Here is a 16,761-nt window from a genome sequence, read left to right on the forward strand (position 1 = left end):
GCACGATGACACCTGAGATCGTGATCACACTTTTGCTGCTTGTAGCGGCGATATTGCTTTTTGCCAGCGAAAAGCTGCCGGTAGATGTGATCGGCATTTTGCTTGTAATGGGCTTGGTCCTGACACGCGTACTCAGCGTGCAGGACGCTGTCGCCGGATTTGGCAATGACATAATCATCACGATCGCGGGCCTTTTCCTGCTCGTCGGAGGCCTCATTAAGACCGGAATGGTCGACCTTATCGGCCGTCGGATGCATAAGATCGCCGGGGATAGCGAGTTTGTCCTAACTGCACTGATAATGTTCGCCGCCGCTCTCGGTGCTTCTGTTTTAAAGAATACGACCACGACGGCAATGTTCCTGCCCGTCGTGATGGGTCTCGCCGCCAGGGCCAAGATCCCGCCGTCAAAACTGCTGATGCCGCTCGCTTTCGGAGCCATTCTTGGCGGCAGCTGCACATTGATCGGAACGTCGACCAACCTTGCTGTCAGCGGCGCAATCGTTCGATACGGGATGGAGCCGTATTCGATGTTCGAGTTGGCACCGGTCGGCATCATCACATTTGCGGTCGGAATGGTCTACATGCTGCTCGTCGGCCGGAAACTGCTGCCGAGCCGCGGCGGCGAAGAATCGTTCACCGAGCAATATCAGATTCGCGAATACGTTTCCGAATTGATCGTCCTGCCCGACTCGCCGCTGGTCGGACAAACGCTCAGCGAGGCCAACCTCAACACAAGACTCGACCTGACCGTGCTCGGCATCGTACGAGATGGTGAAAAGATCAATGTTCCGGGAACTGATGAACGTATCCAGCGGCGTGATTCTTTGATTGTCGAGGGCAAGATCAGCGACATTCTGCGCGTGAAAGAAGAGATCGGGCTCGAGATCAAGCCTGATTTTATGCTCAACGATGTTGTTCTCGAAGGTGACGATGTCGAACTATTCGAAGTATTAGTAATGCGCGATTCGCGGCTTGTCGGCCAATCGCTCAAAACGCTTAAATTCCGTCAGACGTATGACCTGACCGTCCTCGCCATAAATCGCCACGGCGAAACGTTTATCAACAAACTGAGCGATGTAAAATTTATTTTCGGTGACGTTTTGCTCGTTCAGGGAAAGCGCGTCCGGATCGAACCATTGGTCGCGGACCGCGAAGTCATGATCCTCGAGGACGTTTCCGAATCGAACGTTCGCATCGACAAGCGAAAATGGGCTATAGCCGCATTCGGACTTTTTCTTGCACTGTCACTTTCAAAGGTAATTATAGGCTATGACATCCCGCTTGCGATGTGCGTGCTATGCGGCGTAATGCTGCTGTTGGCGACAAAGACCGTCCGGTACAGCGAGATGTACTCGCTGATCGATTTTCGACTGTTGGTCCTTATCGCGTGCATGATGAGCTTTGGCGTCGCGATGGAAAATACGGGCGCCGACAAATTTCTGGCGGCGATCATTAACAACTATTTCGGACAGTTTGGCGGAACGGCAGTTCTTGCGGGATTCTTTGTTTTGACGGTCGCTCTGACCCAACCAATGTCCAATCAGGCCGCCGCATTGGTCGTTTTACCTGTCGCAGTCAAAGCTGCCGTAGCTCTTGGCCTCAATCCGCGCACATTTGTCGTCGCGGTCACCTACGCCGCCTCATTCTCATTCATCACACCGCTCGAACCGGCATGCGTCCTCGTCTATACGCCCGGCCGCTATAGATTTATGGATTTTGTGAAGATCGGCACCATCCTGACGATCATCGTTTTTGCGGTGTCGATCTTCCTCGTCCCGATCTTTTGGCCGCTCTAGGAATGCTGGGCCTTAGTTATATCCTTTAATCTGAGCCCTCGTTTTATGATCAGGATCGTGCCGATCGCGGTCCAAAATAGAATGCGTCCTTTGCGAATGATCGCGAGAGTTACGCCGACACCGGCGGCAAGAGCGACGGTGTCGCCGACAAATTTTGCCCCCGCTTCATCGACGCCTATGGTGAGCGGTATCAGTTTGAATAGGATCGTGATCAAACGGCTGACCGATTCGAGCAGAAACGACGTCAACAAGCTGGGAACCGCATCGCTGAGGCGGCTGAGAACGTAATAGACTTCGACCACCCCGAGTAAATCATAGACAGTTCCGAGGCCGACGATCGGCAGGAACCGCCTTGGGTGGCGGCGGTAAAAACCAAATATCAAGTTCTCAAACAACCGCACCTGCAGCCGGCCATTTTCCAGCAGATTCTTAAAATAGCCTCGGCGATACAGTGATTCGCACACTTCGCTGAAGATGTGCCACTGCCGCACGACAAGCAAGAACAAGAATATGAGCAGCAGGACGATTCCGGCGATCAGGATATCTATCGTCAGCACCCAACTCTCGTCGAGGGTGGTGTTTCTCAGAAATGTCACGGCGCCCAAGATAAGAAAAAGACTGGTCGTCAGGCTGTAAAAAAGATTCTCGGTCGCGACCGATGACAATCCGACAACGAGGGGCACGCGATGTCGGACCGCGACGGCCTTGGCTGTCCCGCTGATCAAGATCCCGAGCGGAATCACACTGCTTGCCGCTTCGCCGATTATTACCGCCGGGATCGTGTCACGCAGCCTCAGTTTGTAGGGGTCATAGACCGATAATGACCACGACGCTGAACGGACACATATCCGAACAGCAAAGATCAGCAAGATCACCGCAAAACCGACGACCCCGAACCTTGTAATACCGTCGACCAATTCACCGACACCGACCGCATAAATAAAATATGCAAATAGGGCAATGCCGCCGAGCGTCAATATCGTCCCGGCGATCTTGAGCCGATTTATGTGTTTTGACGGTTTCTGTTCTTGCATCCGGTAGATGTTTTAGACTCGAAATACGCCGATTGGTTGCTTTACCTTTACCTTACGGCGAGACTAAAATGGTATTTTAGCGAATCTGATTAACAAAGTACGTTTTAGGAAACAAATATGAGCACTGCAACTGGAACCGCACTATCAAACGCCGGACTTACGGCCCTATCCGAAGAAGAAGAGTTATTTCGCGCATCTGTCCGCGAGTTTGCCGAGGGCGAGGTCCGCCCGCGTGTCGAGCATATGGAGCAAGCCGCAAAGCTCGATCCCGATCTCATAAAACAATGTTTCGAACTCGGCCTTATGGCGATCGAATCGCCCGAAGAATACGGTGGTGCCGGTTCGACCATCTTCAATGCGATTTTGGCGATCGAAGAACTTGCCCGTGTTGACGCCAGCGTGTCGGTATTTGTCGACGTCCATAACACGCTCGTCACAAACGCATTTATGCGTTGGGCAGACGACGACCTGAAGAAGAAATACATGCCTCAGCTCGCCGAGGGACGCGTCGGCGCATATGCACTCAGCGAAGCAGGCTCTGGTTCGGATGCATTTGCATTGACCACGCGTGCGGTCGATAAAGGTGATCATTATGAGCTGACAGGACAGAAACTCTGGATCACGAACGGCAATGAGGCCGAGATCTTTATTCTGTTTGCCACGGTCGACCCGAGCGCCGGTTACAAAGGGATCACAGCATTTATCGTCGAAAAAGGTTTTGAAGGATTCACGGTTGGCAAAAAGGAAGACAAGCTCGGCATCCGCGCGTCGTCCACGACCGAACTTATCCTCGACAACTGTAAAGTGCCAAAGGAAAACGTCCTCGGCGAGGTCGGTAAGGGATACAAGGTCTCGATCGAAACCCTCAACGAGGGCCGCATCGGCATCGGTGCCCAGATGCTCGGCATTGCCCAAGGTGCATTCGAGGCCGCCCTCAAATACACACAGGAACGCGAACAATTCGGCCAGGCAATCGGCAATTTTCAGGCCGTCCAATTTCAACTGGCTGAAATGGCCGTCGAGATCGAAGCCACTCGCCTGCTCGTCTATAACGCCGCACGCCTAAAAGACGCCGGCAAGCCGTTTCTTAAGGAAGCCGCGATGGCAAAACTCTACTCATCCCGCTGCGCCGAGGCCGTAGCCTCAAAAGCCATCGAACTCTTCGGCGGCTATGGCTACGTCAAAGATTATCCGGTCGAAAAATTCTGGCGCGACAGCAAGATCGGCTCGATCTACGAAGGCACCTCAAACATGCAGCTCCAGACCATTGCCAAGCTGATCATGAGCGGAAAGTGATTTGACAGGGACGAAGGAGATAAAGGAGATCTCGAATCCCTTTTGTCTCCTTTATCCCTGTGAAGATTATGTCTGACATCTCGATACGCCTAGCCACTCCCGATGACGCCCAGCCGCTCACTGATCTCGCGTACACGACGTTCTGGGACGCGTTTGCACATCATCCGAAAAACGCTCCTGAGGACCTGAACCACTACATGCGGCAGGCGTTCAATCTCGAACAGATCGCCGCCGAGCTGGCGGACGAAAACTCGATCTTTCTTATTGCCGAGATCAACGAAAAGCCGGCTGGTTACGCAAAGCTGATAATCGACAGCACCGAAGTAGGCATTACCGCCGAGCGGCCGATCGAACTTTCACGCCTTTATTCGCATCAGGAGTTTCTCGGAAAAGGTGTCGGGCAAAATCTGATGGACGCGTGTTTTGAATATGCCAAAACCAATGGCCGCGACGTGATGTGGCTCGGCGTATGGGAATACAACCCGCGGGCACAGGCCTTCTACACTAAAAATGGCTTTCGCGAGGTCGGCAAACATACTTTCCAACTAGGAAGCGACCCTCAGACCGATCTGTTGATGCAGAAAGATATTTCACCACAGAGTCACAGAGAACACGGAGAGTAACTGTTTTTCGATTTCTCTGTGCTCTCTGTGACTCTGTGGTGAGTTTCTTTGCGTTTTAGGTATCAATGCATTATTGTTGCACTTGTGCGACAGATTACAAATCCTCCAAATCCCTACAATCATTACTCAGCCGAATACGTTGGCGAGCCGCCGCCGACCAAGCTTGAGGTGTTTGAGGAAACGGCTACACGGAAAGTGATCACCAAGGCCTTCGCTTCGGATTGGGAAGGTGGTTGGCGTTACACCGTCAATTGCTATCGCGGATGCATTCACGGCTGCACTTATTGCTTCGCACGCCAGTATCACGAATATCTGGGCTACGGTGCAGGAACCGATTTTGAGACAAAGATCGTAGTCAAACCAAACGCACCGCAGATACTCAGACATGAACTAAAAAAGACCCGCGACAAAATGCCGCATCTCGATTTCTCGTTCGCGACCGACCCGTATCTGCCGCTTGAGGCTAGCTACGAGCTGACACGGAAATGCCTCGAGGTCTGCGTAGATTTTCAGGTGCCCGTCAGTGTAATTACAAAGGCGCCACTTGTGACGCGCGATATAGATCTTTTGAAAAAACTCAAGAAAGTGTCGGTCTTCTTTTCATTGCCATTTTTAACGAAAGAAAAGTCGAATCCATTCGAACCATATACGCCCGTTCCGGAAGCCCGTTTTAGAGCGATGCGTGAGATCGCGGACGCTGGTATCGAGGTCGGTATCGGCATCGCCCCGGTTATTCCGGGCTACAACGAATCGGACATTCCGGGCCTTCTCGAACGCGCCAAGGAATCCGGTGCGTCGCGGGCGTTTATGTCGATGCTGCATCTCGACACTGATTCGATCGAGGAGTATTTCGTCCATAAGATGCACGAACGCCTGCGGCCGACACGCGTCACCAAGATCATCAATACCATGAAGCGCGAACGCGGCGGTACGCTTCGTCACGCCACCTACAAAGACCGCATGACCGGCAAGACCGAACAATGGGAAGTGACAAAAAAACTATTCGATTACCACGCCAAACGCCTCGGCTTTCGCCAGCACGAAAAACCGGCTGAGCCCGAACCGAAAGTTTCTGAAATACCTGTCCAGCAGCGTCTCTTCTAAGGCGAACACACTCCCTACCGGTCGTGTTTCCGCACTCAATCCGCTAAGCTAATTCTTATGCAAAACCGTATCGAAGTTTTCCGCCAGATGCTCGACGCCGACCCTGACAATACAATGGTCATGTTCGGGCTTGCCAAAGAGTATGAAAAACTCGGCCAGCACCAGGATGTTATCGATCTGCTCGAGAATTACCTTGCCAAGGCAGACGACGAAGGCAATGCGTACGGCGTTCTCGCCCAAGCTTATAACCAGACGGGAAACCGCGAAAAGGCGATCGACACTTACAAGAAAGGGATCGATGTCTCAATTGCTCATGGCCATCCGTCGATGGCAAATGAATATCGGATGACGCTGGACCTCGAATTAAGCGAATAGAATAGTGAAAACACATTTCATACTTTACGTAGCCGATCAGGCTCGAAGCACCGCGTTCTATTCGGCGGTCCTTGAAACAGAACCGACTCTGAACGTGCCGGGAATGACGGAATTCAGCCTCTCTGAGGGAACAGTTATCGGCCTTATGCCCGAGGCCGGAGCCGTCCGCCTCTTTGGTGACGAGGTAACGCCGCCCGTTGCCGCTGGCCTTTCACCGCGGGCCGAGATCTACTTGGTCGTGAAGAGTGCTGAGGCATTTCATTCACGGGCTATAAAAAATGGAGCACGTGAGATCAGCGGGATCAAGGTTCGCGATTGGGGACACACTGCGGCATATTCGATCGATCCTGATGGTTACGTTATCGCGTTTGCCGAACCTACTATCTGATCTCCCCCGAAACCGGACGCATAGACATCTAGTAGTCCCACCATGCGCCGTATACCTTGGCGCCGCGGACGAGATCGTTCCACCACCGGTTCAAGCCGACAAAAAAGGAATTGTCAGGTAAGAAGAAGGCGAAGAATAGGTAAGCCGCGATCAGGACAAATAACGTCGGAGCGGTAAACACTAACAGAAACGGCAAGAACCAATCGAGCGACATATAACCCAGAGCTGCCCGAAACATTCCTACCAAAAATGAGGTTATTGCCGTAAGGAGCACGAATCGAAGAACGATAAGCGACCATTCGCGTTCCTTGAAAAATCGCTTGTAATCGGAAAGATGGAACGGAGTGAATAGAAAGGCAACAAGCAGCGTGACCAACGGACTCTGATAGATCGAGGTCACCGCCAGCAACAGCATGAGGCTGCCAACGATACTGCCGACCACAGCGGCTACGATCAGGAGGAAAAGATCTTTGATAACACGTATGACGGCTCGCATCTGATTATTGAGCCGCGGCGCATGGCTTCACCGTGGCCTTTTTGATGCGAACCGGCTTTTCGGGCTTTTCTTCGATGACGGCCGCCTTGTTGATCGTATCGACCACATCCATTCCTTTCGTCACGCGGCCAAAAGCGGCGAATTTACCGTCTAAATAAGGCGCATTAGCGACGAGAATAAAAAAGTCGTTCGTAGCAGAATTAGGTTCATCGCCGCGGGCCATTGAGACGACACCGCGCTCGTGCAGTATCTTGTTAGGTTCGTCCGGAATGGTCCGCCGGGCACGTACGCCCATCGCACGCGTAATTCCGCCTTCGCGAGACCAGAGGCGTCCGCCCTGGATCACAAAGCCCGGAACGACGCGGTTGAATGTGGTCGTATCAAGCAGACCGGTTGCAGCGAGATTGAGAAAATTGCGTACCGATTCCGGTGCGCTTTCGGGATATACCTCGATCTCGATCATGCCTGCCTCGGTGTCGAATGACACGCATTGTCCGGCCATCGCTTTAACATCAGCCTTGTCAAAAGGCTCCGGCATCGCCTCATAGGGCATTGGCGTCGGCCGCGGATTTGCCTTGGGCGTTTCCTTTACAACAGGCGTCGGCGTCGGGACACTGTTGTTAGCTTGGGAAAACACAAAGCCGCTCGCGAACGTAATAACTATAAATGCAAATAGGCCTTTCTTTAACATCTCTTTGTTTTGATGTATTTTCAAATAGATCGGTTCATAAGTAAAGCAATCTTGGGAGTTCAGTACAATGCGCATCATATCTTCGTTCTTTCTCGTCATCGCGGCTTTCACTTTTACATTCGCACAACGCGAACTTGGCGTTCGGCCCACAGAAACGGGCGGCCCGCTGATGTTTGAGCAAGCGGTATTTGATGTGCAAAATTACGACATCTCGCTGAGTGCCGACCCTAAGTCCAAGTCGATCACGGGCACGACCTTGATGACCGCACGGACGGTTATCCCGACCAATGTCATCGTCCTCAACCTCGACATGCCCTACACGATCAGCAAACTTACCGAGGGCGGCAGTGAGGTGAAATTCAGCCACGATAAGAACGGAAAGATCTGGATCTGGTTCCCGATGACCAAACAGGTCGGCGATGAGATCAAAACGAGCATCACATATTCCGGAACGCCGCGAATTGCACCGCGAGCTCCGTGGATCGGCGGATTTATGTGGGAAAAGACGCTGAACGGTGCTGATTGGATCTCAGTCGCCTTGCAAAACGACGGCGCCGATCTGATGTTCCCTTGCAAAGATCATCCGTCTGACAAACCGGCAACCGCATCGATGCACATTACGGTTCCCGATCCGCTGGTCGCGACAGGTCCGGGCAAGCTTGAAAGCACGAAGAAAAACTCGAACGGCACGTCGACCTACAGCTGGCGAATGACCAATCCGATCGCTAATTACTCGCTCGTTTTCAACGCCGCACCGTACAAACTGATCGAAGACAGCTACAAGTCGATCACCGGCGAGATGATGCCGATCAAGTTTTACATCCTGCCCGAGAGTTTCGATAAAGGTGCCGGCCTGATCGCCGAACAGAAGAAATACATCGCATTCTTCGAAAAATATCTCGGACCGTTCCCTTTCCGTTCGCAAAAGGTCGGCATCGTCGAAACGCCGCATCTCGGGATGGAACATTCGACAAACATCGCATACGGCAACAAATTCCGTTACAACCCCGACGGCACCGACTGGCTGCTGCTGCACGAGTACGGCCACGAATACTGGGCTAACCTTGTAACGGCCAGCGACTGGCGTGATTTCTGGATCCACGAAGGATTCCAGTCGTATATGGACACGCTCTACACCGAAACGCTCCACGGTCAGGAGGCTTATCTTAAGGCGATGAGAGACCGTGCACGCGGCTTCAAGAACAAGCAGCCGGTCGCTCCGCGTGAGCCGAAGATCGCTTATCAGGTCTATATGTCCGAGCCCGATTATCTGGATTCTGACGGCGACATCTACGGCAAAGGTGCCTATTTTCTCCACACTCTGCGATATCTGATCGGCGACAAGGCCTTCTTTGCCGCTCTCCGCCACATGGCTTATCCGACCAAGGAATTGGAATCCTACACCGACGGCCGACAGGAACGCCTCGTCAATACCGACGATTTCCTGACCATCGCCGAGAAAGATTCGGGAATGGAACTCGACTGGCTCTTCGAAATGTACCTTCGCCAGCCCAAGCTGCCAAAACTGGTCACCAATATCCCTGCCGACTGCGCAACCAATTGCCCTATGTTGCTCCGCTGGGAAACTCCGAACGATATGCCATTCCCAATGCCCATCGACGTCGTCATAAACGGCAAAACCGAACGCATCGAGATGAAAGACGGCAAAGGAAGTGTTAGATACACCGGCACACCGCCCGTAGTCGATCCGAAAGGCTGGGTTTTGAGGGCGCAGTAGCCTAAGCTTTATCTCCAAAATTTGAGTGCAACAATATCCCATATGTGGTACACTACGTCGGGGGTCTCAACGCTTGTTGCGTTGAGCCTTGTCTTTGACAAATATCCTTTACATGGAAGATCGAGCGTTGCCGGATAATTGGCCTTTCCCACAGGAGATCGGCCCCACCCGTGTAACCTCGTCACTGTAAGTTTATTCCTTGCACCAATTCGCCCGATGGTAAGACAATGTCATGCTTTTTTTGAAAAAAGGCGGGACAAAAGTAACGATTCCGTGTAACTGATGCAGAACAAGGTACTTATTTGTCCCAAACAGTGCTGGTACCCGCCGGCACAACCGCGGGACAAGCGGGACAAGATCAACTTGGGAAATCGCGCCAAATTGCTCGAAAACGCCCGATTTGCTATCTTAAAAAGTTAACCTTGTATCAAGACTTGTTGTAGATAGGACTTATAAAATGGCGACTGGAACAAAAAGAACGGAAAGTCGGTGGTGGCCGAACAGGCTAAGACAACCGAGGCTGACGGCTATATTGCCGATTCGAAAACTCACAAGACCGCTAAGGCTCAAACGCCCGCGGCCGGCAAATCTGTTGCCAAGAGCTCGGCAAAACATCACGGCCTCGATACTGAAACCCTCGTCAGGCTCTACCGCACGATGTATATGTCGCGCCGTGTCGATGATAAAGAGATCCAGCTCAAGGGTCAGAACAAGATCTTTTTCCAGATCTCAGGTGCCGGACACGAAGGCATATTGGTCGCTGCTGCACAGGCAATGAAGGCCGGTTACGATTGGTTCTTTCCTTACTATCGCGACCGTGCTCTAATGCTCGGTTTGGGAATGACCGCTCAGGAAATGCTGTGGTCCGCAGTCGGTGCTGAGGTCGACCCTAATTCGCACGGACGCCAGATGCCTTCGCACTGGGGCAGCGTCAAACTGAATGTACCTTCGCAATCGTCCTGTACCGGAACCCAGTCACTGCACAGCGTCGGTGCAGCCGAGGCGAGCTATCGGGCCGGATTGGTCAAGGGCCTGAAGGACAAGATCACCGGATTCAAAGGCGATGAGGTTGTCTATATGTCCGTCGGCGACGGCACGACGAGTGAGGGCGAATGGTGGGAAGCTCTGAACACCGCCAGCAATCTGAAACTGCCGGTGATATTCGTCGTCGAGGACAATGGTTACGCGATCTCGACCCCTGTCGAAGTCGGTACAGCGGGCGGCGATATTTCAAAGCTCGTCGCAGGTTTTCCGGGCCTCTTCATTCAAAAGGTTGACGGCACCGACGTGCTTGCTTCGTACGAAGTGTTCAAAAAAGCGGTCGCATATTGCCGCGAACGAAAGGGTCCGGCGTTTGTCCACGCCAAGGTAATTCGGCCGTATTCGCATTCGCTCTCAGACGACGAAAAGCTCTATCGTCCGGAAGAGGAACGCGAAGCCGACGCCGCGACCGACCCGATCAAGAAGTACGCAGAGTTCCTGATGACCGAGGGCATCGCGTCGTCCGAAGATCTCGAGGCCGTAAGGAAAGAGGTTGACGATGAGGTCAACAAGGCCGCCGATATTGCCATCGAAACGCCGCAGCCGGCACCTGAGTCGGCATACCGCAACGTCTTTTCGCCGGACATCGATCCGACCGACCGCCAGCTTTTTGATACCGAGGACGGAGCCGAATTGAGCGGAAACGCAGGCACGATGGTCGATCTGATCAATCGCTGCATGCACGAAGAGATGGCACGCGATGAGCGGATCGTCGTTTTCGGTGAAGACGTCGCCGATTGCTCACGCGAGCAGTATCTCGAACAGGTCAAAGGTAAAGGCGGTGTGTTCAAGGTGACCGCTAACCTGCAGCGTGAATTTGGTTCGGCTCGAGTGTTCAATTCGCCGCTTGCTGAGGCAAACATCATCGGCCGTGCCGTCGGCATGGCCCTCCGCAATCTGAAGCCGGTCGTCGAGATCCAGTTTTTCGATTATATTTTCCCGGCGTTTCATCAGATCCGCAACGAGGTGGCGGTCACACGCTGGCGCAGCGACGGCGACACGAAATGCCCGATGGTGATGCGTGTGCCAGTCGGCGGATATTTGAAAGGCGGTGCCGTTTACCACTCGCAATCGGGCACCACGCTCTTTTCGCACACGCCGGGATTGATGATCGTTTATCCTTCGACGGCTCTCGACGCAAACGGATTGCTCCGAACGGCGATCCGCTGTGACGACCCTGTTTTGTTCCTCGAACACAAACATCTCTACCGTCAGGTCTATAACAAATCGCAATATCCGTCGAGCGAGTTCCTGATTCCGTTCGGCAAGGCGAAAAAGGTTCGAGAGGGAAGCGATGTCACGATCATTACTTACGGAGCTCTAGTCGAACGATCAAATCAGGCATGCAAACGGCTCGAACAGCAGGGGATCTCGGTCGAACTGATCGACCTCCGCACGCTGGTCCCATACGATTGGGAAGCGATCGCCGAATCGATCAAGAAAACGAGCCGCGTTATCGTCGCTCACGAAGACCCTGTCTCATACGGCTACGGAGCCGAGATCGCCGCCCGCATCTCGAACGAACTCTTCGAATACCTCGACGCCCCCGTCCGCCGCGTCGGCGCCACCGACACGTTTGTGGCTTATGCTCCACAGGTCGAAGATTTCATCCTGCCGCAGTCGGAAGATGTCGAGAACGCGGTGCAGGAATTAATGAAGTACTAATTAGATCTTTGACAAGGTTGAATTTAAAAAAGGCCGGGGTCGATGACCACAGCCTCTGACTTTCCGATGATCTCTCAGATCATTCACCAAGTGCATGTCGCGAATGGTCTAGAGCTAGAATGCTCGGGTAGCCGATGGGCAGCTCGCGGCCCTCGATCTCATGGCCGCAGACTGCAAAGCCGAGCCCTGAATTTCGAAAGGCAGCTTCGTCGCGTTCGGCGCGAAGATCAAATCCCGGCAGGATCGAACCAACGGCTCCGCTGTCCTTTCGCGGCAGTTTTTGATCGGTCATTGCTGAATTGTAGGCAAAGGTCGCCATTATCACGGCCGATCGTTTGAGGTCTTCTTCGAGAATACGGTCAGAAACGTCTTGCGTGGTGTGCCACGAACGTGTGAAATACTCGATCGGATCCTGTATGAACTGAAATCCCGGCAATCCAACGAGGTCAAATGCCTGGTGATCGGTTCCGCCCGTGTTGTTGATCGTGACGGTCGAGGCGTTCCAGTCCTTAAATGGCGTCAGCCAGTCCTTGAATGTCGAACGCAGTTGGCCGTGCCCCTGCAGATAGATGCCGCGGATCTGACCGGTACCGTTGTCGAGGTTGTAATAAGCCGCGAATTTGTCGTGTGCCGGCTTCTTATTGATAGTCACCGGGCCGCCGCCAAAAGCCGCAAAAGCCGCTGCATCCGAACCGTCGCCGATCATCCCGTAATTTTTCGAAACATAACCGCGGGATCCCAACAGCCCTTGTTCCTCACCGGTCCACAGCCCGATCCTGATGGTTCGCCGCGGCCTGAGGCCCGATGCCTGTATTAAACGTATGGCTTCCATCGCCATTGCCGTTCCCGCACCGTTGTCAGTTGCACCGGTTCCTGCATGCCACGAATCCATGTGTGCACCGACCATCACGATCTCGTCTTTTAGATCCGTTCCCGGGATCTCAGCGATCGTATTGTAGCCCTGCAGGTCGTCATCGTAGAACTGCACGGCCAGATCGACGGTCATCTTAACCGGAACACCCTGTTTAATAAGGCGCACAAGCCGGTTGTACTGTTCGACCTCGGCCACAAGTTGCGGGATCGTAGCAGGCGCATTCTTCGACGCTACTCGAAGGCCCGGTACAGGCGGCGTTCCCGGGGCGGCAGGCGGCAAGCTGGCACCCATTACACGGATCGTGCCCGCATCGGTCCCGAATCCGGAATCGATCAGCACAGCCGCTCCCTCTTCGAAATACATGCGGTTCTTCTTAGCATTGAATTGCTGTGCTGCGATCTGTTGTGCGTTGGGCGTTGGCTGCGGCTGTGGAGTTGACGGTTTCGCACTTTCCATTTCGGCAAGTGCTCCGTCGGTCTGGCGGCTGGCCGTCGGCTTAAAAATATCGCTGACCGGACGTTCGGGAGCCGTTAGAACGATCGCACCTTTGAGTTTACCCTTATATTTTTCGAGTCCGGCGTCATCCGTTGCATCGACATATACTACGTCAGCCGTAACAGGCCCGTTGGTCGAGGGCGACCACGCTTTTGGGTATGCTCGAAAAGCGGTCGTCTGTTCGCCGGCTGTGACCATCGCGGAAAAGCGTTTCAGTTCCCACCCGCGGCCGAATTCGCCCCAGGGGTCGATCATCGCATTCTTAAGGCCCCATTTTTCAAACTGTTCCTTCGTCCAGCGATTGGCCCGCTTTTGGGCCGGTGAGTTTGTCAGCCTCGGCCCGATAACATCAGTCAAATAGCGGATCGTTGACATTACCTGCGAACGGTTCATGCCTTCGTCCTTGATCTTGGCCAGGGCGTCGGCGGCCGCAGATGGTTGTTGTGCGATCGCAAAACTAGGCGTAAGTAACGCGGCAAAAATTACGAGAACGATATTCTTTTGTCGAAACATCTTGGATACTCCTGTAAAGGTCTGGTGTAAAGAACATTTGGTAGTGTCTTTTACGCCGGAAACACCGGGAAGGTTTCCGTCACCGATCAAAGATCGGCAAGTTTATAGACGCCTGTCGCCAACCGCTCAGCAAAACCGTCGGCAACAAGCTGGTGATTCGCTCGGCCGGATTCCCAACGGTAAAAACCGAATTTGCCTGAGAGTTCGCCCAAGAGTGTCATTCCGCTCATTTCGAGATAGGTGCGTGCAAGCTCTTTGACAGCCTCGTCGCGAGGTATTTTGACATCAAGTTCGTCGGGGAAACGAGCCTCTGCCAACGTCCAGATGTAGGTAAATTTTGGTACGTAGAGAACTTCCTGCGGAACGACCTTCATTCGTCTTTGGAGTTCGTCCATCGCGGTTGTCAGGTCTTTTTTGTCCTTGAAACCGCACTCCTCGCGAAGATCGGCCGTCGCCATCTCCCATTCTTTGCGGAGAACCTTGAGCACTATTTGCGCATTTTTCGCTAAGACCCCCGATTCACCCTTTCGCGTACATCCCCAAATGGAATTGAAAATGGGTATCATTCGCGGGGCGAGGAACCACGATCGGCCCTTGATTAGTTTGCCGTAATAGAGCTTGCCGCGTGCAATAACCTCATCCTTCAGGACCCAAGCTCGACTTGCTTCATAGTCTTTCTGCACATTCCGAGGCATATGAGCATCGCGACGGCCGCAGACCGCAATGTAGACTGATGGCAGAGCCTTTCGGATATCGGTCATGCCGAGGCAAAAGCCGAGTTCTTCGACCATTGATTCAACCTCTGCCGCAGTGTCGATCTTGAGCGATTCCTCACGCCGCCATTTACGGTCGCGGTATTGTTCGATCTCCTCGGGCAGCTCACGCATGAAGCTATTTTGCCACAAAAAAGTCAGAACCACCTGAGTAAACTGATGGTTCTGACTGGAGGCTGATAGTGAATTGAAATTTACCGATCCTGCGAATTCCCGCGAATCGGCGACGAAGATTGGATCGTCATGGTAGAGCCTTTTTGCAGCTGAAGATCGTCGCGGCCCTGAATCGCCACTGAGCCTGCACCCGCACCTCCGCCGATAACTGCACCAATTACTGCCCCCTTTGCTCCACCTGCGATCGCACCGATAAGTGCACCGAGGCCTGCCCCAAGACCTCCGCGTTTTACAGATTCCTTGGTCTGGCTGCCGCCTTTGGCGGTGCCCTCAGTGTCGATCTTAACTGGCTTTCCGTTGGTGTCTTTGATGGATTGGAGATTGCCGCCGAAATCGTATGACTTGCCGTCGCGGAGCGTAATCTTTTCGAAGTTGAACGTCACGTTCGAACGCCCGGTGACTTTCCCTGAACGGCCGACGCCGGTCACGTAACCGTCGATGACGGCTCCGCGAAATTCGTTGGGTGACTGCACGGTCAGGCGAAAGCGGTCGTTGTTCTGAGAGACTTTGGTGTTGATCTCGTTCTCGAGAATCCCGGTAAGGACCGTGCCGTTTGGTACGACAAATTCACCTATCCGGCCGGTCGAGGTCGTTGGCGGATTGCCATAGGTGCCGCTTCCGGTTTGGTCGTTGTCTGAATAGCCGCCGTTCGAGTTATTGCTATTTTCGATGCCGAGGCGGGCCACGTTATCGGTCTTGTTGTAAACACTCTCGGCAAAAACGGTTTGGTCGAGATAATCCGTAGTGATGCGGCGTGAGACCTTGAGCACCTGGCCGCTGCTGGCTGAGGTGAACGTGATCGTATAGTCAGTCTCGCCACCCAGCGAAGAAATGGTCAGCGTTTGGCCATTCAGGATGGCTCGCAACCGAATGTTCTTGCCGTTCGGCCCTTGTTCGACCTTATCGCGGCCGTCAGCCGAAAACGTAACAGGCGATGCTTTTGAAGTTGCGAGAGTGACCTGTGTGCCGCGAATTTCGATAGCGATCTGGCCCGGAGCTTCGAGTTTGTCCTTGAGGTCCTGACGGTTGTCGCTGCTTAAATTGGCGTTCGATACAACATCATCGATGCTCTCGCTCTGTGCCATGTCGAGGTTGTAAGTTCCTGATAGGCCGACGCTAAAAGTGTTGTTTTTGATCGGCGTATCAGGCTGATCGATGACCCCCTGAGGAAAATCTTCGTTGTCCCAATTCGGAGTTGTGCCGTAGTTGGCCGCGAGGCGGTCGAGCTGCTTTTTGACCGTGTTCCAGTCATCTTCGACTCGGCGATTTTGAGGATTTCCACGCAGAAAGTCGTCGATCGCACGGGCCGAGGCGATGATCTGATCAACGTCGTCGCGATTTTCGCGTTTTTGGTCGAAATTGCGCTGAAACTGGCTTATAGCATCTTTCAGGTTGCGAATATCGTCCGAAACATCACTGATATCCGTGTTGTTCGCCGACGAACTTTGCATCTGATAGCGGAGGTCATACTCGAAATTGTCGAGGTTAGAACTCAGGCTCCGCACCGTGTCGCGGATATCCTTGTCGTTTCGCTTTTGGGCGTCGGCAAATGTTGCCGAGGCCAAAACGAGGCTCAATGCCAACAGCGAAAGTGAAAACGCATTCTTTACGATTCTCATAATTGCACTCCCCGGGCTGTGCGCCGAACGGGCACACTCTCCCCACGCGCATTATGAAGCATTTTT

14 protein-coding genes are annotated in these 16,761 nt (G+C 53.3%); 8 read left to right on the forward strand and 6 right to left on the reverse strand.

What is annotated here, in order from left to right; genetic code table 11:
• The first annotated feature begins 5 nt into the window (after positions 1–5).
• Positions 6–1,796, forward strand: coding sequence for an SLC13 family permease (locus IPK01_04675; GenBank protein ID MBK7932788.1), 1,791 nt, complete (start codon positions 6–8; stop codon positions 1,794–1,796).
• Here the strand turns inward: IPK01_04675 and IPK01_04680 are convergent.
• Positions 1,793–2,830, reverse strand: coding sequence for a flippase-like domain-containing protein (locus IPK01_04680; protein MBK7932789.1), 1,038 nt, complete (start codon positions 2,828–2,830; stop codon positions 1,793–1,795). The genes IPK01_04675 and IPK01_04680 overlap by 4 nt on opposite strands.
• A 117-nt stretch (positions 2,831–2,947) precedes the next feature.
• Here IPK01_04680 and IPK01_04685 point away from each other — a divergent pair, with 117 nt between their 5' ends.
• From IPK01_04685 to IPK01_04705, 5 genes are all read left to right on the forward strand, one after another.
• On the forward strand, positions 2,948–4,126 hold the full coding sequence (locus tag IPK01_04685; GenBank protein ID MBK7932790.1) for an acyl-CoA dehydrogenase: 1,179 nt from the start codon (positions 2,948–2,950) through the stop codon (positions 4,124–4,126).
• A gap of 68 nt (positions 4,127–4,194) precedes the next feature.
• Positions 4,195–4,749, forward strand: a complete 555-nt coding sequence (locus IPK01_04690; protein MBK7932791.1) for a GNAT family N-acetyltransferase — start codon at positions 4,195–4,197, stop codon at positions 4,747–4,749.
• A gap of 84 nt (positions 4,750–4,833) precedes the next feature.
• A complete protein-coding gene (locus IPK01_04695) occupies positions 4,834–5,853 on the forward strand; it encodes a radical SAM protein (GenBank protein MBK7932792.1) in 1,020 nt (339 codons plus the stop codon).
• Between the two features lie 57 nt (positions 5,854–5,910).
• Positions 5,911–6,228, forward strand: a complete 318-nt coding sequence (locus tag IPK01_04700; protein MBK7932793.1) for a tetratricopeptide repeat protein — start codon at positions 5,911–5,913, stop codon at positions 6,226–6,228.
• A gap of 4 nt (positions 6,229–6,232) precedes the next feature.
• Positions 6,233–6,616, forward strand: coding sequence for a VOC family protein (locus IPK01_04705; protein ID MBK7932794.1), 384 nt, complete (start codon positions 6,233–6,235; stop codon positions 6,614–6,616).
• A 28-nt stretch (positions 6,617–6,644) separates the two neighbouring features.
• Here the strand turns inward: IPK01_04705 and IPK01_04710 are convergent, their stop codons facing one another.
• Positions 6,645–7,112 (reverse strand): hypothetical protein, encoded by a 468-nt coding sequence (locus IPK01_04710; GenBank protein MBK7932795.1) that lies wholly within the window; start codon positions 7,110–7,112, stop codon positions 6,645–6,647.
• Positions 7,113–7,116: 4 nt separating this feature from the next.
• Positions 7,117–7,803 carry a peptidylprolyl isomerase gene (locus IPK01_04715; protein ID MBK7932796.1) on the reverse strand — a complete coding sequence of 229 codons (687 nt, stop codon included), beginning with the start codon at positions 7,801–7,803 and terminating at the stop codon, positions 7,117–7,119.
• A gap of 67 nt (positions 7,804–7,870) precedes the next feature.
• On the opposite strand from IPK01_04715, the gene IPK01_04720 reads away from it, so the two are divergent.
• A complete protein-coding gene (locus tag IPK01_04720; GenBank protein ID MBK7932797.1) occupies positions 7,871–9,541 on the forward strand; it encodes a M1 family metallopeptidase in 1,671 nt (556 codons plus the stop codon).
• A gap of 657 nt (positions 9,542–10,198) precedes the next feature.
• Entirely contained in the window at positions 10,199–12,247 is a 2,049-nt protein-coding gene (locus IPK01_04725) for a dehydrogenase E1 component subunit alpha/beta (GenBank protein MBK7932798.1), read from the forward strand.
• 79 nt (positions 12,248–12,326) lie between these two features.
• Here IPK01_04725 and IPK01_04730 read toward each other — a convergent pair whose 3' ends face one another.
• The 3 genes from IPK01_04730 to IPK01_04740 form a co-directional block, all read right to left on the reverse strand.
• Entirely contained in the window at positions 12,327–14,129 is a 1,803-nt protein-coding gene (locus IPK01_04730; protein MBK7932799.1) for a M20/M25/M40 family metallo-hydrolase, read from the reverse strand.
• Between the two features lie 86 nt (positions 14,130–14,215).
• Positions 14,216–15,034 (reverse strand): hypothetical protein, encoded by an 819-nt coding sequence (locus IPK01_04735; protein MBK7932800.1) that lies wholly within the window; start codon positions 15,032–15,034, stop codon positions 14,216–14,218.
• Positions 15,035–15,096: 62 nt separating this feature from the next.
• Entirely contained in the window at positions 15,097–16,695 is a 1,599-nt protein-coding gene (locus tag IPK01_04740; protein ID MBK7932801.1) for a hypothetical protein, read from the reverse strand.
• Positions 16,696–16,761 lie beyond the last annotated feature (66 nt).

The organism is Acidobacteriota bacterium, from assembly GCA_016713675.1.
Taxonomy (GTDB): Bacteria; Acidobacteriota; Blastocatellia; order Pyrinomonadales; family Pyrinomonadaceae; genus OLB17.